This window comes from Flavobacterium sp. ST-158 (assembly GCF_058309975.1).
Window position 1 is genome coordinate 38,500 of record NZ_JBZEEN010000011.1, and the last position, 20,428, is coordinate 58,927.

General features: G+C 31.9%; 21 protein-coding genes. 8 read left to right on the top strand and 13 right to left on the bottom strand.

Going from position 1 to position 20,428, the window contains the following annotated elements:
- Positions 1 to 27: 27 nt before the first annotated feature.
- From AC4FRF_RS15130 to AC4FRF_RS15155, 6 genes are all read right to left on the bottom strand, one after another.
- Positions 28 to 1,989: a KUP/HAK/KT family potassium transporter gene (locus tag AC4FRF_RS15130; protein WP_491160803.1), complete on the bottom strand. Its 1,962-nt coding sequence runs from the start codon at positions 1,987 to 1,989 to the stop codon at positions 28 to 30.
- A 119-nt stretch (positions 1,990 to 2,108) separates the two neighbouring features.
- On the bottom strand, positions 2,109 to 3,458 hold the full coding sequence (locus AC4FRF_RS15135) for a hypothetical protein (protein ID WP_491160692.1): 1,350 nt from the start codon (positions 3,456 to 3,458) through the stop codon (positions 2,109 to 2,111).
- A 179-nt stretch (positions 3,459 to 3,637) separates the two neighbouring features.
- Positions 3,638 to 4,090, bottom strand: a complete 453-nt coding sequence (locus tag AC4FRF_RS15140; protein ID WP_491160694.1) for a sensor of ECF-type sigma factor — start codon at positions 4,088 to 4,090, stop codon at positions 3,638 to 3,640.
- A gap of 20 nt (positions 4,091 to 4,110) precedes the next feature.
- On the bottom strand, positions 4,111 to 4,527 hold the full coding sequence (locus tag AC4FRF_RS15145) for a hypothetical protein (protein WP_491160696.1): 417 nt from the start codon (positions 4,525 to 4,527) through the stop codon (positions 4,111 to 4,113).
- A gap of 33 nt (positions 4,528 to 4,560) precedes the next feature.
- Positions 4,561 to 5,103 carry an RNA polymerase sigma factor gene (locus AC4FRF_RS15150; RefSeq protein ID WP_491160698.1) on the bottom strand — a complete coding sequence of 181 codons (543 nt, stop codon included), beginning with the start codon at positions 5,101 to 5,103 and terminating at the stop codon, positions 4,561 to 4,563.
- A gap of 60 nt (positions 5,104 to 5,163) precedes the next feature.
- A complete protein-coding gene (locus tag AC4FRF_RS15155) occupies positions 5,164 to 6,279 on the bottom strand; it encodes an SRPBCC family protein (RefSeq protein WP_491160700.1) in 1,116 nt (371 codons plus the stop codon).
- A 539-nt stretch (positions 6,280 to 6,818) separates the two neighbouring features.
- Between AC4FRF_RS15155 and AC4FRF_RS15160 the strand changes: the two genes are divergently transcribed.
- Positions 6,819 to 7,208, top strand: a complete 390-nt coding sequence (locus tag AC4FRF_RS15160; protein WP_491160702.1) for a pyrophosphohydrolase domain-containing protein — start codon at positions 6,819 to 6,821, stop codon at positions 7,206 to 7,208.
- A gap of 74 nt (positions 7,209 to 7,282) precedes the next feature.
- Here AC4FRF_RS15160 and AC4FRF_RS15165 read toward each other — a convergent pair whose 3' ends face one another.
- Entirely contained in the window at positions 7,283 to 8,350 is a 1,068-nt protein-coding gene (locus AC4FRF_RS15165) for a branched-chain amino acid aminotransferase (RefSeq protein ID WP_491160704.1), read from the bottom strand.
- A gap of 300 nt (positions 8,351 to 8,650) precedes the next feature.
- On the opposite strand from AC4FRF_RS15165, the gene mnmC2 reads away from it, so the two are divergent.
- The 3 genes from mnmC2 (at position 8,651) to AC4FRF_RS15180 (ending at position 10,082) form a co-directional block, all read left to right on the top strand.
- Complete coding sequence (mnmC2, locus tag AC4FRF_RS15170) at positions 8,651 to 9,310, top strand: tRNA (5-methylaminomethyl-2-thiouridine)(34)-methyltransferase MnmC2 (protein ID WP_491160706.1); 660 nt, start codon at positions 8,651 to 8,653, stop codon at positions 9,308 to 9,310.
- A gap of 142 nt (positions 9,311 to 9,452) precedes the next feature.
- Positions 9,453 to 9,650, top strand: a complete 198-nt coding sequence (locus AC4FRF_RS15175) for a hypothetical protein (RefSeq protein WP_491160708.1) — start codon at positions 9,453 to 9,455, stop codon at positions 9,648 to 9,650.
- A gap of 231 nt (positions 9,651 to 9,881) precedes the next feature.
- Entirely contained in the window at positions 9,882 to 10,082 is a 201-nt protein-coding gene (locus tag AC4FRF_RS15180; RefSeq protein WP_491160710.1) for a hypothetical protein, read from the top strand.
- 39 nt (positions 10,083 to 10,121) lie between these two features.
- Here AC4FRF_RS15180 and AC4FRF_RS15185 read toward each other — a convergent pair whose 3' ends face one another.
- Complete coding sequence (locus tag AC4FRF_RS15185; protein ID WP_491160712.1) at positions 10,122 to 11,063, bottom strand: LysR substrate-binding domain-containing protein; 942 nt, start codon at positions 11,061 to 11,063, stop codon at positions 10,122 to 10,124.
- A gap of 262 nt (positions 11,064 to 11,325) precedes the next feature.
- On the opposite strand from AC4FRF_RS15185, the gene AC4FRF_RS15190 reads away from it, so the two are divergent.
- The 3 genes from AC4FRF_RS15190 (at position 11,326) to can (ending at position 14,018) form a co-directional block, all read left to right on the top strand.
- A complete protein-coding gene (locus AC4FRF_RS15190; protein WP_491160714.1) occupies positions 11,326 to 11,610 on the top strand; it encodes a hypothetical protein in 285 nt (94 codons plus the stop codon).
- An 81-nt stretch (positions 11,611 to 11,691) separates the two neighbouring features.
- Complete coding sequence (locus AC4FRF_RS15195) at positions 11,692 to 13,329, top strand: SulP family inorganic anion transporter (protein ID WP_491160716.1); 1,638 nt, start codon at positions 11,692 to 11,694, stop codon at positions 13,327 to 13,329.
- A 53-nt stretch (positions 13,330 to 13,382) separates the two neighbouring features.
- Entirely contained in the window at positions 13,383 to 14,018 is a 636-nt protein-coding gene (gene can, locus AC4FRF_RS15200; protein WP_491160718.1) for a carbonate dehydratase, read from the top strand.
- A 31-nt stretch (positions 14,019 to 14,049) separates the two neighbouring features.
- Here can and AC4FRF_RS15205 read toward each other — a convergent pair whose 3' ends face one another.
- The 3 genes from AC4FRF_RS15205 to AC4FRF_RS15215 all read right to left on the bottom strand — a co-directional run bounded on the left by AC4FRF_RS15205 (position 14,050) and on the right by AC4FRF_RS15215 (position 16,496).
- Complete coding sequence (locus tag AC4FRF_RS15205; protein ID WP_491160720.1) at positions 14,050 to 15,249, bottom strand: LETM1-related biofilm-associated protein; 1,200 nt, start codon at positions 15,247 to 15,249, stop codon at positions 14,050 to 14,052.
- Between the two features lie 119 nt (positions 15,250 to 15,368).
- Complete coding sequence (locus tag AC4FRF_RS15210) at positions 15,369 to 15,896, bottom strand: superoxide dismutase family protein (RefSeq protein WP_491160722.1); 528 nt, start codon at positions 15,894 to 15,896, stop codon at positions 15,369 to 15,371.
- A gap of 75 nt (positions 15,897 to 15,971) precedes the next feature.
- Positions 15,972 to 16,496 carry a DUF8685 domain-containing protein gene (locus AC4FRF_RS15215; protein ID WP_491160724.1) on the bottom strand — a complete coding sequence of 175 codons (525 nt, stop codon included), beginning with the start codon at positions 16,494 to 16,496 and terminating at the stop codon, positions 15,972 to 15,974.
- Positions 16,497 to 16,647: 151 nt separating this feature from the next.
- Between AC4FRF_RS15215 and AC4FRF_RS15220 the strand changes: the two genes are divergently transcribed.
- Positions 16,648 to 17,169, top strand: a complete 522-nt coding sequence (locus tag AC4FRF_RS15220) for a DUF4251 domain-containing protein (protein WP_491160726.1) — start codon at positions 16,648 to 16,650, stop codon at positions 17,167 to 17,169.
- Between the two features lie 53 nt (positions 17,170 to 17,222).
- Here the strand turns inward: AC4FRF_RS15220 and AC4FRF_RS15225 are convergent, their stop codons facing one another.
- Both AC4FRF_RS15225 and AC4FRF_RS15230 read right to left on the bottom strand, forming a co-directional pair.
- Positions 17,223 to 19,028, bottom strand: a complete 1,806-nt coding sequence (locus AC4FRF_RS15225) for an acyl-CoA dehydrogenase FadE (protein WP_491160728.1) — start codon at positions 19,026 to 19,028, stop codon at positions 17,223 to 17,225.
- Between the two features lie 138 nt (positions 19,029 to 19,166).
- A complete protein-coding gene (locus tag AC4FRF_RS15230; RefSeq protein ID WP_491160730.1) occupies positions 19,167 to 20,348 on the bottom strand; it encodes an acetyl-CoA C-acyltransferase in 1,182 nt (393 codons plus the stop codon).
- Positions 20,349 to 20,428: the final 80 nt, after the last annotated feature.

The following is a 20,428-nucleotide window of genomic DNA, read 5'->3' on the forward strand; positions in this document are numbered from 1 at the left end:
TCGCTTTTCTATTGTATTCGATTTTTATTAATCCAAACGGGTTAAATCAATGTTTTCTGGTGTGTGCAGTATCATCGGGAATTTTTCTATTTTCACTGAGCTACTGTCTAAACCAAAGGCACTTTCTTCAGACAAACTCAGTTTTTTGATAAAGAAATATGAGTTCATAATGATGTTTTCATGCCATTTTAAATCGTTATCATTGGATAAAAATTTCTCTGAAAGCACAAATTTAAAGTCACCAATGATGTTGTTTTTGTTCAATGATTCGTAACGGCTTCTAATATCTACTTCTCCGTTTTTAACCATATCTCTAATTACTTCTTTGAACAAAAGATTGATTTTTGTAGGTTCTCTAAAACCTAAATTAAAGTCCACACGATACAAATCGTCTTTCATTATCTCGGTAACACGGTATTCTGTTTTGTAAGGTTCGGTTAAGATGTTTACGTGTACAAACCAGTAAATGTCGGCTCTTTTAGGTCTTTTTTGCAAAATAGAGTACATTACTTTTTCTTCTATTTCATCTGCGCGTCCGGCATTAGTCATGTAAACCAAATGCGTAGCATATTTAGGAATACTCAGGTCGACACTTAATTCGCTTAATACTTTTTTGTAATCTTCAACTTTTACAATTTTAGTATAAATTTTGTTGATTTTTTTGGCTGAATGCCAAATAGACATTACACAAATTAACAGCAATGCTATGATTAAGGTTACATAACCACCATCGGCAAATTTAGTAATGTTTGCCGCCAGGAAGCTAAACTCTATTAGCAAATAAATAGTAATAAGTGGCACCATGATGTATAATTTTACTCTTTTCATTATTAAAAAGAAATTGAGTAAAATAGTGGTCATAATCATACATAAAATAATGGCTAGACCATAAGCATGTTCCATGTTGCTTGATTCTTCAAAGTGCAAAACAATGCCCACACAACCAAAGAATAATAACCAGTTGATGGAAGGAATATACAATTGACCTTGCAATTCAGTAGGGTATTTGATTTTTACTTTTGGCCAGAAATTCAATCGCATTGCCTCATTAATCAAGGTGAAAGAACCGCTAATTAAGGCTTGAGAAGCAATTACGGCGGCCATTGTTGCAATAACGATTCCGAATGGCTGGAACCAATCTTCCATGATTAAGTAGAAAGGATTTCCGTTTTTTCCGCCTAAAGCTTGTAGTGTTTGGCCTTCGTTATGAATAAGATAAGCACCTTGACCAAAATAGTTAAGTACTAATGTTGTTTTGACAAAAATCCAACTGATGCGAATGTTTTTTCTTCCGCAGTGTCCCATGTCGGAATACAAAGCTTCGGCTCCGGTAGTACATAAAAAGACAAAACCTAGAACAAAAAATCCGTCAGGGTGTATGGTCAATAAATGGTAAGCATAGTAAGGGTTTAATGCTTTAAAAACTTCGGGATGGTGTACAATTTGTATGGCACCAAGAACACCAAGCATAGTAAACCAAATAAGCATCATTGGGGCAAAAAACTTTCCTACCAGTTTGGTTCCAAATTGCTGAATAGTAAAAAGAACAAATAGAATTCCAATTACAATGGGTACGGTGTTGATTTCAGGATAATAGGTTCTGATTCCTTCTACGGCCGAAGATACCGAAACCGGAGGAGTTATAATTCCATCGGCTAGTAAGGCACTCCCTCCAATAATGGCAGGAACAATGAGCCATTTAATTTTTGTTTTCTTAACTAAGGCATAGAGTGCAAAAATTCCACCTTCGCCATGGTTGTCAGCATTTAAAGTGATGATGACATATTTTATAGTTGTTTGTAGTGTTAAAGTCCAAAATACAGCAGAAATTCCTCCTAAAACAACATCGGCATTAATGGCATGATCTCCTAATATGGCTTTCATTACGTATAAAGGAGAAGTCCCGATATCACCATATATAATTCCTAATGTAACTAATAAACCTCCGAGTGTTAATTTGCTGTGTAAATTTTTATGTGATGCGCTCATGTATATTTTTGTAAACGCCTCAAATTTACTCATTTTTAAACAAATCAAAAGTTATTATTTCAAAAAACAAAAAAACACGACTTAAGAGTCGTGTTTTTTAATAATAGCTTTAAATTTTGTTATATTCTTCTGTTGTTGTTTCTGGAAGAATGATTATTTCCCTGATTTGAACTTCTAGATCTGCTAGATTCTGTTCTTTGAGGTGCTGCAGCAGGTGCACTTGGTCTTGAAATTGTTCCTCTGTTTGGAGTACTCTGTCTAGAGCTTTGCGTTGCTCTTTGATACGTACTGTTTTGGCTAGGAGTGTAACTTCTTGAAGGTGTTTGCGTTGTTGTGCTTGGTCTGTTGCTTTGCGTATTGTTTTGATTGTAGTTTCTACTTGTTATTCTTTGCGTTGAGCTGTTGTTAGAACTAGTATTGTTGTTTCGATTATAGTCTCTGCTTGGAGTTCTTTCAGTTGCGTTTTCTCTCGAGTTGTTTGAATTGTTTTTATTGTAGTCTCTGCTCGGAGTTCTTTCAGAGGTATTGTTTCTTGAACTATTGGTGTTGTTTTGAGAATAGTTTTTATAAGTTCTTTCGCCAGTTGTATTTCCTCTTGAATTATTGGAATTATTCTGATTGTAGTTTCTAGAAGTAGTAGTTCGGTTAGTAGAATAATCTCTTCTTGAAGTGCTGTTGTTATATTGTCTTCTAGTTGTGTTTCTATTCTCTGAATAATATCTTGTTGATCTTCTGTTTTGGTCTAATTCATGACGATTAGAATAGTTGCTGTATCTTTTTGAAAAAGCATAGTTTGGATATCGTCTTTCGTATGCGTTAGAACGTCTTGCACTATAAAGAGATACGGCAATATTACTTCTTCTATAACTTACATAATTGTAACGATTGTTGAAATTTAAGCTCAATTGAATGTTGTTTCTGTAACGGTATATTGGATACGGATTCCAGGCATAATAGTAAGAAGGATAAAAATTCCAATACCAGCTTGAAACATAAGGACGGTAATTTGAAACCCAGAAAGAAGCATAAATTAACGGAGTTGAATAATATACGGGTTCGTAGATGTAATTAGGTCCATACATGTATTCATTACCAATAAATTGTACTTGTACACTGTTGTTGTTTCTTTCTACATCAATTGTTGCTACGTCTTGATATACATCGCGGTCTAAAACGGCTTGAATTATTACTAAGTGCGTGTTGTATTCTACAGATTCTATAACACGTAAATAATCTACTTCGTTATCGTTGTTTAAATCTAAATTAGAAATTTGCAGTTCAGGATCATTCAAGCGTCTTTCAAAATCTTCTAAATTTCTGGAATCTCCAAAAATAGAAGCAACTGCTCTTAGGTCAAGATTGTCGCTAATTTCGTTATTCATTGCGCTTACAGTAGCATTATTTTGAGCTTCCATTGATGTGATGAAAAATGTAGCTATTATGGCTAAGATTAGGATTGTATTTTTCATGATAGTTAGTTTTTTATATTCTTAATGAGTCACATTCAATTACTGTGCCAATTAATTTAAATGTGTTTTAGCGTTGTTTAACTTGCTGTTAAACAACTTAAAAAAGTTACTTATAGTATCCGTAAAAAAAAAGCCGTCCCGAATATTCGGGACGGCTAAAAGTATCATTGGAGGTTTACTTATCTTTTTTTTCCTCTGTCTCCATATTGTTGGAGTAATTTTCGATAAAAATCGTCTTCGGATTTTTTAAGTTTTAAAATTTTTACAGCAGGTAAAATAGTTCTTAAGCTTTTGCTGAATTTTTTTCGTAATAAAAACAATTCTTCATCGGCAGCATCCATTTGGTTCAATAAAACAGCAGCGTCTTTTTCGCTCATTTTATTTAAAGCATCACCATTCATCTTGCCTTTGAAGGCTTTCATTTTTTGGTGTCTTATTTCAAATTGCTTGTCATCATAAGCATTGTAAAGAGGCCAAAATTTTTCCGATTCTTGCGAACTTAGATTCAATTCTGAAGTAAAAAAAGCAACTTTTAAGGCTCTAATTTGCTCTTTCTTATCTTTAATATTTTCTTGAGCGTAGAAACTGCAAGTAAATAGTAGTATTAATGGTAAAATTTTTCTAAAATTCATCGTATCTTTTTTTTGTAGTATTACTCTATAATATAGTTTTCTAAATTATTATTGCTTACTAAGATGTCTTCAATGGTTTGGTCTTTCAAAGCAATATCAGTATCAATATTGTTAATATCGTCAGTATCTAAGGCATTTATTAAATCGTATTGATTAATGTTAGATTGGTAACTCAGGTAGTTTTCTAGGGTTATTGCATCTAAATCATTAGTACGACTGGCATTGTTTAATAGTGAAGGTATTGTTAAGGCAAGAACAAAAACAGCCGCTACCATCATGATAATTGTTTTCTTTTTTTGGAATAATGATATTGTTTTTGTTTCGTTTTTAGGTAAATTTTCTAATAAATTCGCTGAAAACTTTTCAAAGTAAAAATCGTCTGGAGTTTTAAATCCAGATTTAATTTTAGGGTTACTATTTAATTTAAATTCTTTCATGATATCAATTAGACTATATGGAAGGCAAAAGGTTTAATTTGTTGTTAAAAGTGATTCTATTTTTTTTACGGCATGATGATAAGAGGCTTTTAAGGCTCCCACTGAAGTTCCCAGTATCTCCGACATTTCTTCGTATTTTAATTCTTCGAAATATTTCATTTTAAAAACCAGTTGTTGTTTTTCCGGAAGTGTAGCAATGGCTTTGTGTAAAGCAATTTGGATATCATTTCCATCAAAATAAACATCAGCTTTTAGATTGTCTATGGCTTGATTTTGTAATGTTTCGGATGAAATTCCACTTTTTTTTGCTTTTTGGTTTAAAAAGGTTAAGGCTTCATTGGTTGCAATGCGATACATCCAAGAAAACAGTTTGCTTTCACCTTTAAAATTTTTTAAATTTTGAAAAACTTTGATAAAAGTGTTTTGCAAAACATCATCGGTATCGTCATGGTTCAAAACTATGTTTCGAATATGATTGTACAATGGTCTTTGGTACGTATGTAGCAATTGCTGAAACGCCTCGTTTTGCGTTTTAGGATTTAATAATTGTTGTATGAATTCCTTTTCTTCCAGCAAAGTTTCTTTTTGAATTAGATGTAAAAGTCATAGTAAGGTTTAATTAAAAAAAGAAATTTTTTAAAATTCCGATTCTTCCTCAGTAACTTTTGGTTTTGATTCTTCAGTTGGAATACTTTTTTCTGCTGTTGGATAATAGGTTTTTTCTTGAGGTATTACTTTAGGAACTATAGGGATATAAATTTCAGTAACCCATTTAGAAGGATTTTTATCTTCAGATTTTGTTGTTGAATAAATTTCTAAATGAGAAAAAGCAGGGTTTTGACTGAGTTTGCTTTGATTCAGGTAGTTGATTGTTTTTGTATAGGCCGCTTTTAAATGCGAATAATCTCCTGTCAAAGTGGTTTTAGCTCCTTCAAAAGCATCTAGTTTTCCTGCTACAATATCACTTCCGGAACTTAAAAAGATAGCATCCCTAATCCCTATTCCAATGGTTATTCGGCTAAGTCCTTTTGCTGCGTCATAAGTATGGTAAATAATAAAAGGTTTTCCAGTAACAACAATATTGTTTTTCTCGCAAAATGTAGTCAATTTTGGAATTACAATTTTAAAATTTTTATTTATTTTCACTAGTTCACTGGTAAAAGTTTGACCAATGTAATTCATAACTGGTTTTTGAACCAATCCATTTTCAATTGTAGAAAAAGTATTGATTTCATAATCCAATGCTTTGTCTAAATTGGCTAAACTTTTTTCATAAATTGCTCCAATAACTCTGTCGGGACCACCATTTATTGCCGCATATATTTTGAAGAAAAAGCTCATTTTCCCTTTGCTTCTCCAGCTAACTTTTGTTCCGCCAATAGTATCTTTAAAATGCCAACTTACATTAGACGTTGTTCCTTCAAAATCCATTGTTTGTGCAATGCTATCGTTTTCTTTTACAGCAATAGTATGCATTTGTCCATTGCCTTCTTTTCCTTCCCAAGAATAGGAGGCGCCTTTTCCAATAGTATTTTGGGGATAAGTTATTTTTATTTCAGAATCGTCTGATGTCCAAGAGCCAAAATCAGCCCAATTTCTATAATCATTTACATAATTATAAACAGACGATTTAGGAGAATTGATAATCTTACTTCTTTCTACCAAAAAATCACCTTTTTGTGTCGCTATAAATATGGATAAAGCCACTAGGCTAAGTAATAATAAAAGAAAGATATATTTTAAAATTCTCATAGTAAATTGATTGTTTGCTGATGTAAAGTTAGAAATTTTATCAATATGCAAGCCTATGAGCTGAAAAATTATAAAAAGAGATGGTTTGTTATGAAAACTAAAAAGAATTATTAAATTTTTATAAGTAGTAAGTTCTTGTAATTATTTGATAAATGAATCATAAAAAGCAAAAAAAACAATATTGTAACTTATTGTTTTTGTGTGGTTTGTTTTGTTTTTTTGAAATGACAACTTATTTTTTTGGATGAAATAAAGCAAGTTTTCATGGATTAGTGTTTGAAAAATATTTTGATAAGAAATAGCAATCCAATGAAAATAAAAAAACCAATTAAAATTTTATAATTTCCTTTGTAAAAAATCCGGTGTGTTTTAATGTCTTTTCTATAAGAAAAAATCATAACAACGATAAAAGCAATAAGAAAGCAAACAGCAAAAATTAATTGACCTTGACTAAACATAATTTGAAAAATTTATTGCAAAAATAAGCAAATGTTTTAGGATTAGTTGCTAATTTGCATTTCATTTAATCAATAATAATTATGCAAAAGCAAATCAGTTCTGTTAAAGAATTTCATACAGCCTTTGGGATAGGACATAGTGAGACTCCTATTGCCGATTTGGGAGAGACTAAAAACACACTTCGTTATCATTTGATGAAAGAAGAAAATGAAGAATATCTGGAAGCGGTTAAAAACAACGATTTAGTCGAAATTGCCGATGCTTTAGGAGATATGATGTATATTTTGTGTGGAACAATAATCGAACACGGACTTCAGGATAAGATTGAAGCTGTTTTTGATGAAATTCAACGTAGTAATATGAGTAAGTTAGGTGAGGATGGTAAACCTATTTACCGTGAAGATGGTAAAGTAATGAAAGGACCTAATTATTTTAAACCTGATTTTTCTAAAATTTTAGAGAATTTTTAAAAATATTTAAGTCTAAAAAATAAAGGCGATTTTCAATATTGAAAATCGCCTTTTTATATTTTTAAAATAGGAAATTATATTTTCACAGTCCAACCAAATGGATCTTCGGCTAATTTATGCTGAATGTTTGTTAGTTTTTCTTTTAATTGTAACGCAATAGAATCTTCTATTTTAGGTAATTCAAAATATTCTTCTTTGTATGCGAATCCTTTTATAGGGCTAACAACAGCTGCTGTTCCTGCGCCAAAGATCTCTTTTAAACTACCATCTTTAATTCCTTCAATCAATTCAGAAACAAGGACAGGTCTTTCTTCAATAGCAATTCCTTCTCTTTTAGCCATCGCAATAAGACTTTTACGTGTAACACCATCTAAAATTCTTTCGCTAGTAGGAGCTGTTACTAAAGTATCATTGATTCTAAAAAATACATTCATAGTACCGGCTTCTTCTAACTTAGTATGCGTTGCATCATCAGTCCAAATAATTTGTTGGAATCCTTCTTTGTTAGCTAAACTAGTAGGGTAGAATTGACCAGCGTAGTTTCCAGCTGTTTTAGCAGCACCAATACCACCATTTGCAGCTCTACTAAAATGCTCTGCAATAAGAACTTTAACTTCTCCTGAATAATAGGCTTTGGCTGGAGAAAGGATAATCATGAATTTGTATTCGCTAGATGGATTCGCTACAACACCAAAACCAGTTGCAATCATAAAAGGTCTTATGTATAGAGTGTTTCCTAAACCTTTTTTAATCCAAGCTTCGTCTAATTTTAATAATTGATTCAATCCATCCATGAACAATGTTTCAGGGATTTCGGGCATAGCCATTCTAACTGCAGAACTATTAAAACGTTTCACGTTTTCGTCTGGTCTAAAAAGCCAAATAGCATCATTGTCATCTTTGTAGGCTTTCATACCTTCAAAAATAGCTTGTCCATAATGAAATACTCTCGATGATGGATCCATCATAAAAGGAGCATAAGGTTTGATAGTTGGGTTTTGCCATTCTCCATCTTTAAAATCACATTCAAATAAATGATCAGTAAAAACAGAACCAAAATTTATATTGTCAAAATCTACTTCGTTAATTTTTGTATTAGGGGCTTTTATAATTTCAATTTTATTGGCTTGAGTTGTACTCATAATAATGTTTTTTTGTTTTTTTTTGAATGTATAATTAAGCTTAAGTATAAAATTTCACTTAATGATGAGCTAAACTTTGATTCCTGCAAAATTAAATAAAAAAGGACAAAAAACTTGCTAAAACTTTAATAATTGTTACTATTGAATATGATTTTCGTATATTCAAAAAAAAATAAAAAAAAAGACAAGCATTTATATGAAATATGCAATAAATCAATGTTTTTTACGATTTTATAAGCTGTTTTTTGAGTAATTTTGGTTGCAAATAAGAACCAATTTAATATTAAAGACTTAGAAAAATTGAAAAGAGAAATAATACAAACTAAAGACGGTTCTACAACAATTCATTTAGAAGAATGGAATGAAAGTTATCATTCTAAACATGGAGCCATTCAAGAAGCAAAACATGTTTTTATAAAAAATGGACTTTCATTGTTTGAAAATCAATCGGTTGCTATTTTGGAAATTGGTTTTGGTACCGGATTAAATGCTTTTATAAGTTTCTTAGAAGCTCAAAAAATGAGGCAAAATATTGAATATGTTGGGGTAGAAGCCTATCCCGTTGCTCCCGAAGAAATTTTGTCTATGAATTACGTAGCCGAGTTGAATGCAGAAAATCAATTGGCTATTTTTGAAAAAATGCACACTTCAAATTGGAATGAAAAAATTGTTTTAAGTGGTGATTTTTCGTTAACTAAAAGACAGCAGTTTTTTCAAGATATTGATGACGTAGCACAATTTGATTTGATTTATTTTGATGCATTTGGCTATCGAGTTCAACCCGAATTATGGAGTACCGCCATTTTTAAAAAAATGTATGATGCTCTTAAAGATAATGGTGTTTTAGTGACTTATGCGGCAAGAGGAGTTGTTAAACGAAGTATGATAGAAGTGGGGTTTAAAGTAGAAAAATTAGAAGGGCCTCCAGGGAAAAGAGAAATGTTTAGAGCTTTTAAATGATTTTTTGAGAAAAAAGAAGTTCTTTTTATTTTAATATAATAATAATTAAAAAACTGCGTTAAAAATAAAGTGATGTATTTTTAAATTTATTATTTTTACGAAGCCTTAAATTATGTTTAACCTTTAAAATAGTTTATCTATTATGTCAAAAATCATGTTTGATTATACAAAATCGATATTAGAAAGAGTGAGTTTTGATCCAGTCCTTTTTTGTAAAGAATTAGAAAAAGCAATTAAAGCGCTCTTACCGTATGAATTAGAGCAGTTGAAAGAATGGCTGACTTCTTTTATAATAGAGAAACCAGAATTGAAACCATCATTATTGATTGTAAATATTTAAAAAAAAGGAATCCTAGAGATTCCTTTTTTTATGCTTTCAAGCCGATGTTTTAATGTTATTTCATTTTTAAAACTTGCTGAACTGAATTATAAGTTAAATATTTCGTAAAATAAGATTAAATGTATTTCATCGTACTTTATGTGTTTTTTAACGATTTTTAACTTGTAATCTAAAGTTTGTTTTTTGTAAATTACCATACATTATTTAGATAACTTTTAATACCCAATTAGTATGCCTAGAATGATATATGATTACACAAAATCAATTCTCGAAAGAGTAAGTTTTGCTCCAGATTTATTTGTAAAAGAACTTAAGAAAGCAGTTCGAAATTTATTGCCACACGAGATTGAACATCTCCACAATTGGCTTTTGTATTTTACTAAAGAAAAGCCAGAATTGCAGCAATGTTTGTTTATTGTAGAAAGGAATTAAAGTTGAAGAGTAGAGTCAAGAAGTTAGAAAATCTTGACTCTATTTTTTTTGAAGAGGGCTTATTATTTGAACATTTTGAAAAACAATGGCTCCTTTAATAACCCCCGCAATTGTACTTCTTAAAGCTTCAATAATTTGTATTTTTAATTCGCTTTTAGGATAAATTAAACTGACCTCACGGGCTGGTTTTGGCTCCACAAAATGGCGTAATTTAATTTTATCGGATTCTTTTAAATCTAAAGTGTGTAAATAAGGTAAAAGGGTTGTTCCTAGTCCTTCATCGGCTAGTTTTATTAAGGTTTCAAAACTACCGCTTTCAATTTGAAAATGATTGCCTTCGTGACGTGTATCGTTTTTACATAGATTTAAAATTCCGTCTCTAAAACAATGTCCGTCTTGAAGTAGTAAGATTTCATCGATATTTAAATCGCTAATTTCGATTTCTTTTTTCTGAAAATTATGATGGCTCTCTGGAATATATGCTACAAAAGGCTCAAAGTACAATACAATTTCTTTGATTTTTTCTTCCATTAATGGAGTAGCTGCAATCGCGGCATCTAAATGTCCATTGTTGAGTTTTGTAATAATTTCTTCGGTATTTAATTCTTCTATGATGAGTTTTACCTTTGGATGTTTTTTTATAAAATTATTTAAAAACATTGGTAGTAAAGTCGGCATAATTGTAGGAATGATTCCTAATCTAAATTCGCCTCCTATAAATCCTTTTTGTTGCTCAACAATGTCTTGGATTCTATCTGCTTCATTAACAATGTTTTTGGCTTGATTTACTATTTTTTGTCCAATATCTGTTAGTTGAATGGGTTTTTTGGTTCGGTCAAAAATCTGAATATTAAGTTCTTCTTCAATTTTTTGAATTTGCATACTCAAAGTGGGTTGAGTGACAAAACATTTTTCGGCAGCTAAAGTAAAATTTTTATGCTCAGCTACTGCAAGAACGTATTTAAGTTGTGTAATGGTCATGGATAGAGAATTTTGATGCAAATATAAAAACAATCAATTTAATTTATGGAATAAAGAATACTTTTTTAAGCTCAATTTTGTTTGTATTCTTTCAAATAAATATAAAAATCTATCATTTGTAATTAGGGAAAATATAAGTAATTGTTTTTATTGTCATTGGAATTAATAAAAATCACCTGTAAAAATTTCAATAATGCTATTTTTTTAGAAAAAAAGTTAGTTTTTTTCTAGTTTGAATTTATTTAGGTTTATTTTTGTGTTTATGAAATTAGTAGCACGCTTTTTTTTATTTGTTTTCATTGCTTTTTTATCAACTCCTACCATTATTAAGTTGATAGAAAAATCAACAGACACAACTATTTTTTTTAGTATGTCAGAGGAAGAGCATGTAAAAAAAGAAGTTAAAAATTTCGTTTATTTTGATACTTCTCTTCCTGTTTTTGATTTGAAAATAACTCCTTTGAGAAGTTTAATCCTCTCGGAGAATTTATCAAAACATGATAATGTTTTAAGAGAAATATTTTCACCTCCACCCAACTGCGCATAATACTTTCCGTTAGAGTTTTTAAAAATTTTTGGCTTCATTTTTTAATGTAGTTAAAGTTTATATATAATTTATTGTAGTATTATGACAAAAAAAATTAATCTTTTTGCCAACCTTAAATCGGATTTTGCTTCTGGTTTAGTGGTTTTTTTGGTGGCTTTGCCATTGTGTTTAGGAATTGCAATGGCTTCTGGTGCACCCTTGTTCTCAGGTATTATTTCAGGTGTTATTGGTGGGCTAGTAGTAGGCTATTTAAGCCAATCGCATATAAGTGTTTCTGGACCTGCAGCTGGTTTAACAGCTATTGTTTTAACAGCCATATCAGATTTAGGTGCTTTTGATATCTTTTTATCTGCGGTTTTCATTGCAGGCGTTTTCCAGTTAATTTTAGGATTTGTTAAAGCGGGAAGTATTTCTAATTATTTTCCAACTAATGTAATTGAAGGTATGCTAGCGGGTATTGGAATTATCATAATTTTAAAACAATTGCCTCATGCTTTTGGTTATGATGCTGATTTTGAAGGAGATCAGTCTTTTTTTCAAATTGATGGCGATAATACATTTTCTTCTTTATTTAAGGTGTTGAATCACTTTCAATTAGGATCTATAGTTGTGACTTTAATTTCTTTGGCTATTCTGATATCTTGGGATAAAGTTCCTTTTCTAAAAAAGATAAAATTAGTACCTGCAGCTTTGATTGCAGTAATTTCTGGAATCGTGATTAATGAAATTTTTATCCGTACAGGAAGTTCTTTGGCTATTTCTAAAAGTCATTTGGTTTCATTACCTGTTCCTACTTCTTTTGATGAGTTTAAATCAATTATTGTGACGCCAAATTTTGGAGGATTGACAAATCCTCAAGTTTGGACTGTAGGTTTAACCATTGCCATTGTAGCTTCTATTGAAACTTTATTGTGTATTGAGGCTTCAGATAGATTGGATTCTCAAAAAAGATATACCAATACTAATGTTGAGTTAAAAGCACAGGGAATTGGAAATATGGTGAGTGCACTTCTTGGAGGTTTACCTATGACATCAGTTGTGGTTCGTTCTTCAGCCAATAGTAATGCTGGGGCTAAATCTAAGATGTCTACCATTATCCACGGTTCTTTATTGTTATTAAGTGTTTTAATTATTCCCGTAATATTGAACAAAATACCATTGGCTACTTTGGCTACTATATTGATTTTGGTAGGATATAAGCTTGCTAAACCAGCAACAATTAAACATTTTTGGGAGAAAGGAAAATATCAATTTGTGCCTTTTGTAGCAACTATGGTGGCTGTAGTTGCAACGGATTTGCTTAAAGGTGTTATGTTAGGAATTATTATCAGTGTTATATTTGTATTAAAAGGGAATTTAAAAAGAGCTTATACTTTTAAGAAAGAAGAATATGTAGATGGTGATATTATTCATATTGATTTAGCGCAAGAGGTTTCATTTTTAAATAAAGCAGCAATTAAAAGCACATTAAAATCAATTCCCGAAAATTCTAAGGTCGTAATTAGCGCCCATGATACTGTTTACATTGCCCATGATATTTTAGATTTAATTAAAGAATTTAAAACAACTCGTGCGGTAGATGAAAATATCAAAGTAAAATTAAAAGGTTTTAAGAAAGCATATCAATTAGAAAACACGGACGAAATTCCTAATCATGTTACTATTGAGCATTATTATGATGTTGCCAAAAGAGTAATGGTTAAAAAAGAAGTTTTTTAGCGATTGATTCAAAGATGAGTTTAAAAATATTGTAAACAGAATTATTAAAAACTATGGTTGATTTTTATAAAAAAATATTAGAAAATAATAAAGAATGGGTGGTAAGAGCCTTAGAAAAAGATCCTAATTATTTTGCCGATTTGGCTAAAGGACAAACACCACCTTTGTTGTGGATAGGTTGTTCGGATAGTCGAGTACCAGCTAATGAAATTATTGGAGCTAAACCAGGAGAGGTTTTTGTTCATAGAAATATTGCCAATATGGTGGTACATTCTGATATGAATATGCTTAGTGTTTTGGATTATGCCGTGAATGTTTTAAAAGTAAAACACGTTATTGTGTGTGGACATTATGGTTGTGGAGGGGTTAAAGCAGCGATGGGTAATCAATCAATCGGAATTATTGATAACTGGATTAGACATATTAAGGACGTGTACCGTATGCATAATGTGTATCTTGATTCTATTGAAGATGAAACTAAGCGTTTTAATGCTTTTGTTGAAATCAATGTAAAAGAACAGGTGTTTGATTTAGCTAAAACATCTATTGTGCAAGCCGCATGGAAAAGCGGACAAGATTTAACATTACACGGATGGGTTTATGGGTTAAATTCGGGATTTGTAACAGATTTAGAAGTAAATATGAGTTCTAACCAAGAGTTAGACAAAGTCTATCAGTTAAGTTTGTAAAAAAAAAATCGCCTTTAATTAGGCGATTTTTTTATTCATCATCTAAGTTTTCATTAAAAGCTGATGGAAGTAAAGTAGGTATAAATTTAATCAAAATAGGAAGGAGTAAACTTCCTCCAGGGAGTAAAAAAATAGTTAATGATGGGATGGTTTTACAAATATCCAGTAATTGTTTTTTTACTTTTTTCTTTTCCTTTTCGCTTAAATCTCTACGGGTAGAGTAGGCTAATAAAAGCATCAATTCCTTGCTTTGTGTGATTTCTTTGGCTAATCTATTTTTATTTCGACTAATAAGGGTAATAACACTTTGTGTGGTTTGATCGTAAAAATGTTTTACTGGATTAGAGTAATTAAAATAGGGGATTTGATTTTTGTATTTGCTTATAAAAACATCCGTGTTTTTAATACTTTCTGTTACAAATTCACTAGATATTTTTATGTTTTGCGCTAATTTATGTAAAAAGTAAATCTCTTCATTTTCAATTTCTCCATCGCTCCATAAGGCCATTCCGGCCATGTCAATTAAATAGTATTTTTCTAAATCAGATTCAAAATATTCTAGATTAAGTTCGTCTAAATTTTGAGCACTAATTTTAGAAAACTTACTATAACGAACAGAGGCTTCAAAAAGTTTGATTAATAAATCATCATAATTGGATTTATTGGTTTTAATTTTTAAGGCTAAAGTCACCACGCTAATTACGGCTTCTTCAATTTTTTTAAGATATTTTTCCGGGATTTTTCCGTTCAATAAGTATTGTCTAAAGGCCAAAATATCAATAAAAAGAAGAGCATTGGTAACAATATGTGAAAAGTTTTTATTGATAATGTCTACATTGGTTTGTACACGAGTATCAATTATTTTTTCCAAGTTTAATGAAGGAGCACCGTTAGGAAGTACTTTTTTAAACAGATTAAATCCTTGTGGATGCAAATCATCATAAAAATCCAAAGCTTTTTTTATAAAATTATTTGGGTCTACATCCTGAGTAAGTAATCCGTAAATTCCGTACAAGGTATTAAGCAAGGATACTTTAGGTATTTCATTTTGAACCCAGCCTTTGGTATCAATAAAAACAGGAGTTTCAAATGAAATAATATGACCGTAAATAAATCCCGTTGCTCTAGTTTTTTTATAAAATGAATCCGTATCCAAGAAAACATTTTGTTTTTGGAATTCCTGTGTGATAAAAAATTTATCTATCCAACCGGATGCAGAAGGGTTAATCATAGTCTCTTTTTGAAGTTACAAAGCTATGTTTTTTTATAGTTTTGATGTTATATAAAAATAAAAAAACCGTCTCAAATTTGTTAAATTAAGACGGTTTACACTATCGTAAAAGATACTTTTTATTTAATAATTGCAGTACAAGCTACTCTTGCACCAGCATTTCCAGCAGGTTGAGACGTGTAATCATCAGTGCCGTCATGAACAATTAACCCTTTTCCTAAAATATCTTTTGTTTGGTCTCCACAACCTATACACCATTCATCCGTAGTTAATTTGATCGAGCCATTTCCTTTTGTATCAGCTGTAAAATTACCAATATCTCCTTTATGGTATTCTCCAACGCCCCATTTCCCATGTTTTTTAAAGGTTGGATTCCAATGTCCTCCAGCTGAACTTCCATCAGCAGCCGAACAATCTGATTTTTCGTGAATATGTATAGCGTGAATTCCTGGTTTTAATCCAGACAATTTGGCTTCAAAAGTTACTTTTCCATTCTTTTCAATAAAAGTAGCTGTTCCAGCAACACTACTATTACTTTTTGCTTCAAAGGCAATATTTATTTTTTTAGTGTCTGCCGATTTGTTTTGAGGTTTACAACCAATAAAAACAGTGCTAATTGCTAATGTTAATACAATAAATTTTTTCATGATTTTTTAAGAATAAGATTTGAAAGCATAAAAATACTATAAAAACCGACGGAAATCAAGGTTAAACCAGTATTTCTACTTTGATTTTTCTCCCACAAAATGATTTGTTGGTGATTTGAATAGAATATTGAAAGAAGTCAAACTACCATAAATTCGGGTAATGTATTGTTGTAAATCTATTTTTTCTGTTTCTTCTAATTTACTAGAATTGATTTTTTGTTCCATTACGCGTAAGCGATCTCGAACCATTACAATTTTATGAAAAAAGGTATCAATTGGAATTTCCTTAGAAGCTAAACCTGCTTGACCTGGTTCTAAAATTAATTTACCGCCTTTCCATTTGTCTCCTATTGGAACAATTTCTGAAACATCTGACCACTTTTTAAGTAAATCACGCAGGCTTTTTTCAACATCTGAAAAACTAACTGTGTCTACTTCATTTTCCGAAGCTTCAATAATTTCAAAAGTATCGTCTAATGGAATTGTTTCTAATCCGTTTTCTATAAATGTTACCCAGTATTCTCTGGAAGAAACATTAGTAATTACTCCTTTTCCATATTCCGGATGTGCAATTCGGGAACCGATTCCTAGTATTTTCATATCTAATTGTTTTTTATCTAAAATAGGAACAATTTTTGTTATTTCAAAAGAACAATTTTATTGAATAGGAGTATTTTAATTCTAGCTTTTGTTTAACTTTAGATGTTTGATTTACAATGCTTCATTAGTTGTAATTTTAAAAATATACATTATGAAAACACATCGAATAGTGCTTTTAGTTCTTTTTTGTTGTTCCGTTTTAACGGGATTTTCTCAAGAAAAAACCAGAAAACAACTCCGGGCAGAAGAAAGAGCAGCAAAACAAAAAGAAATTGAAAAATTAGTTGATGCCAAGGAATTTCAATTTGTGGCTCGAAATTTAAATTCGCAGTCTTTTAGAATGATTGACCTAACAACGAATCCAAATTTTGTAAAATTCAAACCAGATTTTATTAAAAGTGATATGCCTTTTTTTGGCAGAGGATATAGCGGATTGGCTTATGGAGGCAGTGATTCAGGATTAAAATTTGAAGGAAAACCCGAAATGTTCACAGTAGATTTGAAAAATAAAGAGTATCAAATTAAGGCATCCGTAAAAGGACAAAATGATTTTTTTAATATGACATTATTGGTATCCTTTGATGGTAGCAGTATCTTGACTGTTATCAGTAATAATAGAGCTCCTATTAGTTATTTTGGAACAATCATGCCTATAGAAGAAGTGAAAAAATAAAACAAAACATCCCGAAATTTTCGGGACGTTTTGTTAAAAGTAAAGCAAGTTTGTTAAAAACAATATTTGTTTTCGGCAATGATTTTAGCACTAATAGTACGTCTAATCTCAACAATGTTAGGCATGTTAGTGTATTTAGTATAGCGTCTTAGCCCCATTAACATCATGCGTTGTTCATCGCCTTCGGCAAAGGAAATAATACTTTCTTTCCCTTTTTGGGTGATGATGTCAACCGCTTTATACAAGTACAATTTAGCCATTGCTATTTGTTCTTTGATATTGGCTTCTCCTAATTTTTTAGCTAATTTTTCAGTTCTTAAAATAGTAGATTCAGCCATATAAATTTCGATTAAAATATCAGCAGAAGCAATTAATAATTGTTGGTGATCATCTAAATCAGGGCCGTATTTTTGAACGGCACCACCGGCAACCATTAAAAAGGCTTTTTTCAATTTGCCAATCATTTCTTTTTCTTCGGCAAATAATTCTGAATAGTCTGGAGTATCAAAAGAAGGAATACTCATTAAGTCTTCCTGTACTTTTGAAGCAGGGCCTAACAAATCAACATGACCTTTCATGGCTTTTTTGACAAGCATTCCTACCGAAAGCATTCTATTGATTTCGTTAGTTCCTTCGTAAATACGAGTAATTCTCGCATCACGCCAGGCACTTTCCATTGGAGTATCTTCTGAGAATCCCATTCCTCCCAATATTTGGATTCCTTCGTCAGAACAATTTTGAATATCTTCGGATACGGCTACTTTTAGGATAGCGCATTCGATGGCAAATTCTTCTACACCTTTCAATTCTGCTTCTTGATGAGAAGTACCTTCGCTTTCGCGAATAGCAATTCGTTCTTCGATACATTTTGCAGCTCTGTAAACGGCACTTTCTCCGGCATAGCAGCTAGTAGCCATTTCGGCTAATTTGTATCGAATAGCTCCAAATTTCGATATTGGAACATTAAATTGAATTCTTTCATTAGAGTATTTAGCGGCTCCAGTAATAATTCTTCGTTGTGAATCCAGACAAGCTGCTGCTAATTTAATACGACCTACATTTAATGCGTTCATGGCAATTTTAAAGCCATTTCCTCTTTCAGAAAGCATGTTTTCTACCGGAACTTTAGTTTCATTAAAGAAAACTTGACGAGTTGAGGAAGCACGTATTCCTAATTTATGTTCTTCTTCGCCTAACGTAATTCCGTTTTCAGGATTGTTTTCAACGATAAATCCTGTAATGTTTTTATCATCTCCAATTCTTGCAAAAACAATGAAGAGACTGCAAAAACCAGCATTGGTAATCCACATTTTTCCTCCAGTAATGGTATAGAATTTTCCGTCTTCGGATAAAACAGCTTTTGTTTTTCCTGAATTAGCATCAGATCCGGCTCCGGGCTCTGTAAGACAATAAGCGCCAAACCATTCGCCAGAAGCTAATTTAGGAACGTATTTTTGCTTTTGTTCTTCTGTTCCATATAGGGTGATAGGTAAGGTTCCAATACCTGTATGGGCACCAAAAGCACTTGAAAACGAACCTGTAGCTCCCGAAATATAATCGCATACCAAAACGGTATCAACAAATCCCATTCCCATTCCGCCATATGCTTCAGGAACAGAAATGCTCAAAAGTCCTAATTCAGCAGCTTTGTGCATGCATTCTACTGTAAAGGCATAATCTTTTTTTTCAAAACGGTCTTTGTTTGGCCAGAGTTCTTTGTCAACAAACTCTCTGACCATGTCACGCATCATTTTTTGTTCTTCCGAAAAATCTTCTGGAATAAAAATGTCATCGCATTTTGTTTCTTTGACTAAAAACTGACCACCACGAGTCACATTTTTTTCTATTGTATCTGCCATGGCTAATATTTTTTATGTTTTTTAATTTCTGATTAATTTCAATATTATTCTTCCGACTACGGATTCATATCAAGTATTTTTTTTAATCTTTATGGGATTTCTCCTTCGTCGGAATGACAAAAAGAAGAATCTAAATCTTTACATCAACTCATAAATCCCAGCAGCACCTTGGCCAGTTCCTACACACATAGTCACCATTCCATATTTGCTGCCACGTAATTTCATTTCGTCAAATAGCTGAACAGAAAGTTTTGCTCCTGTACAACCTAAAGGATGACCTAAGGCGATGGCACCACCGTTTACGTTTACTATATCAGGATTCAGTCCTAATTCCCTGATAACAGCAAGGGATTGTGAAGCAAAGGCTTCGTTTAATTCGATAAGATCAATGTCTTTCAATTGTAATCCGGCTTGTTTTAAAGCTTTTGGGATGGCTTTTACAGGACCAATCCCCATAATTCTAGGTTCCACACCAGCAGAGGCGTAGTTTACTAATCGGGCAATAGGTTCTAGATTTAATTCTTTTACCAATTTCTCACTCATAATTAAAACAAAAGCTGCTCCGTCACTCATTTGTGAAGATGTCCCAGCGGTTACGCTTCCATCTGCAGCAAAAACAGGTCTTAATCTGGCTAAGGCTTCTAAGGAAGTATCGGCTCTTGGACCTTCGTCTTTGTTCACGGTATAAGATTTCGTTTCTTTTTTACCATTAGCATTAACAAAAGTTTGTTCAATAGTAATTGGGACAATTTGTTTATCAAATTTACCTTCGGCTTGAGCTTTCAAAGCTTTTTGGTGTGAATGAAAAGCAAATGCATCCTGATCTTCTCTGGATATGTTAAATTGTTTAGCAACGGCTTCAGCTGTTAATCCCATTCCCCAGTAATAATCTTCGTGACCTGCTTTTGCTACAGCATAATCAGGAGTGGGTCTGTAGCCACCCATTGGGATAAAACTCATGCTTTCGGCACCACCAGCAATAATACAGTCGGCCATTCCCGATTGGATTCTAGCCGTTGCCATTCCGATGGTTTCCAAACCAGAGGCACAATATCTATTTACGGTCACTCCAGGGACATCATTGATTTCTAAGCCCATTAAGGAAATGAGACGTCCAAAATTCAAACCTTGTTCTGCTTCTGGCATGGCATTTCCTACCATCACATCATCGATTCGTTTTTTATCAAAATCTGGTAATTCATTCATCATGTGCTGAATGGTTTCTGCTGCTAACTCATCAGGTCTTTTAAATCGGAACAATCCTTTAGGAGCTTTTCCCACTGCTGTTCGGTATGCTTTTACTATATAGGCTGTTTTCATTTTTTATTTAGATAATAGAAGAAAGAACAAAGAGAAAATATTTTTGTAAACAGTAAATCTTATTTCTTGTATCTTGCTTC

Bases quoted from the DNA above. Each gene is read 5' to 3' on its own strand.
- AC4FRF_RS15130 (WP_491160803.1), bottom strand. From the start codon at position 1,989: ATGAGCGCATCACATAAAAATTTACACAGCAAATTAACACTCGGAGGT.
- AC4FRF_RS15135 (WP_491160692.1), bottom strand. From the start codon at position 3,458: ATGAAAAATACAATCCTAATCTTAGCCATAATAGCTACATTTTTCATC.
- AC4FRF_RS15140 (WP_491160694.1), bottom strand. From the start codon at position 4,090: ATGAATTTTAGAAAAATTTTACCATTAATACTACTATTTACTTGCAGT.
- AC4FRF_RS15145 (WP_491160696.1), bottom strand. From the start codon at position 4,527: ATGAAAGAATTTAAATTAAATAGTAACCCTAAAATTAAATCTGGATTT.
- AC4FRF_RS15155 (WP_491160700.1), bottom strand. From the start codon at position 6,279: ATGAGAATTTTAAAATATATCTTTCTTTTATTATTACTTAGCCTAGTG.
- AC4FRF_RS15160 (WP_491160702.1), top strand. From the start codon at position 6,819: ATGCAAAAGCAAATCAGTTCTGTTAAAGAATTTCATACAGCCTTTGGG.
- AC4FRF_RS15165 (WP_491160704.1), bottom strand. From the start codon at position 8,350: ATGAGTACAACTCAAGCCAATAAAATTGAAATTATAAAAGCCCCTAAT.
- AC4FRF_RS15175 (WP_491160708.1), top strand. From the start codon at position 9,453: ATGTCAAAAATCATGTTTGATTATACAAAATCGATATTAGAAAGAGTG.
- AC4FRF_RS15180 (WP_491160710.1), top strand. From the start codon at position 9,882: ATGCCTAGAATGATATATGATTACACAAAATCAATTCTCGAAAGAGTA.
- AC4FRF_RS15185 (WP_491160712.1), bottom strand. From the start codon at position 11,063: ATGACCATTACACAACTTAAATACGTTCTTGCAGTAGCTGAGCATAAA.
- AC4FRF_RS15190 (WP_491160714.1), top strand. From the start codon at position 11,326: ATGAAATTAGTAGCACGCTTTTTTTTATTTGTTTTCATTGCTTTTTTA.
- AC4FRF_RS15195 (WP_491160716.1), top strand. From the start codon at position 11,692: ATGACAAAAAAAATTAATCTTTTTGCCAACCTTAAATCGGATTTTGCT.
- can (WP_491160718.1), top strand. From the start codon at position 13,383: ATGGTTGATTTTTATAAAAAAATATTAGAAAATAATAAAGAATGGGTG.
- AC4FRF_RS15205 (WP_491160720.1), bottom strand. From the start codon at position 15,249: ATGATTAACCCTTCTGCATCCGGTTGGATAGATAAATTTTTTATCACA.
- AC4FRF_RS15210 (WP_491160722.1), bottom strand. From the start codon at position 15,896: ATGAAAAAATTTATTGTATTAACATTAGCAATTAGCACTGTTTTTATT.
- AC4FRF_RS15215 (WP_491160724.1), bottom strand. From the start codon at position 16,496: ATGAAAATACTAGGAATCGGTTCCCGAATTGCACATCCGGAATATGGA.
- AC4FRF_RS15220 (WP_491160726.1), top strand. From the start codon at position 16,648: ATGAAAACACATCGAATAGTGCTTTTAGTTCTTTTTTGTTGTTCCGTT.
- AC4FRF_RS15225 (WP_491160728.1), bottom strand. From the start codon at position 19,028: ATGGCAGATACAATAGAAAAAAATGTGACTCGTGGTGGTCAGTTTTTA.
- AC4FRF_RS15230 (WP_491160730.1), bottom strand. From the start codon at position 20,348: ATGAAAACAGCCTATATAGTAAAAGCATACCGAACAGCAGTGGGAAAA.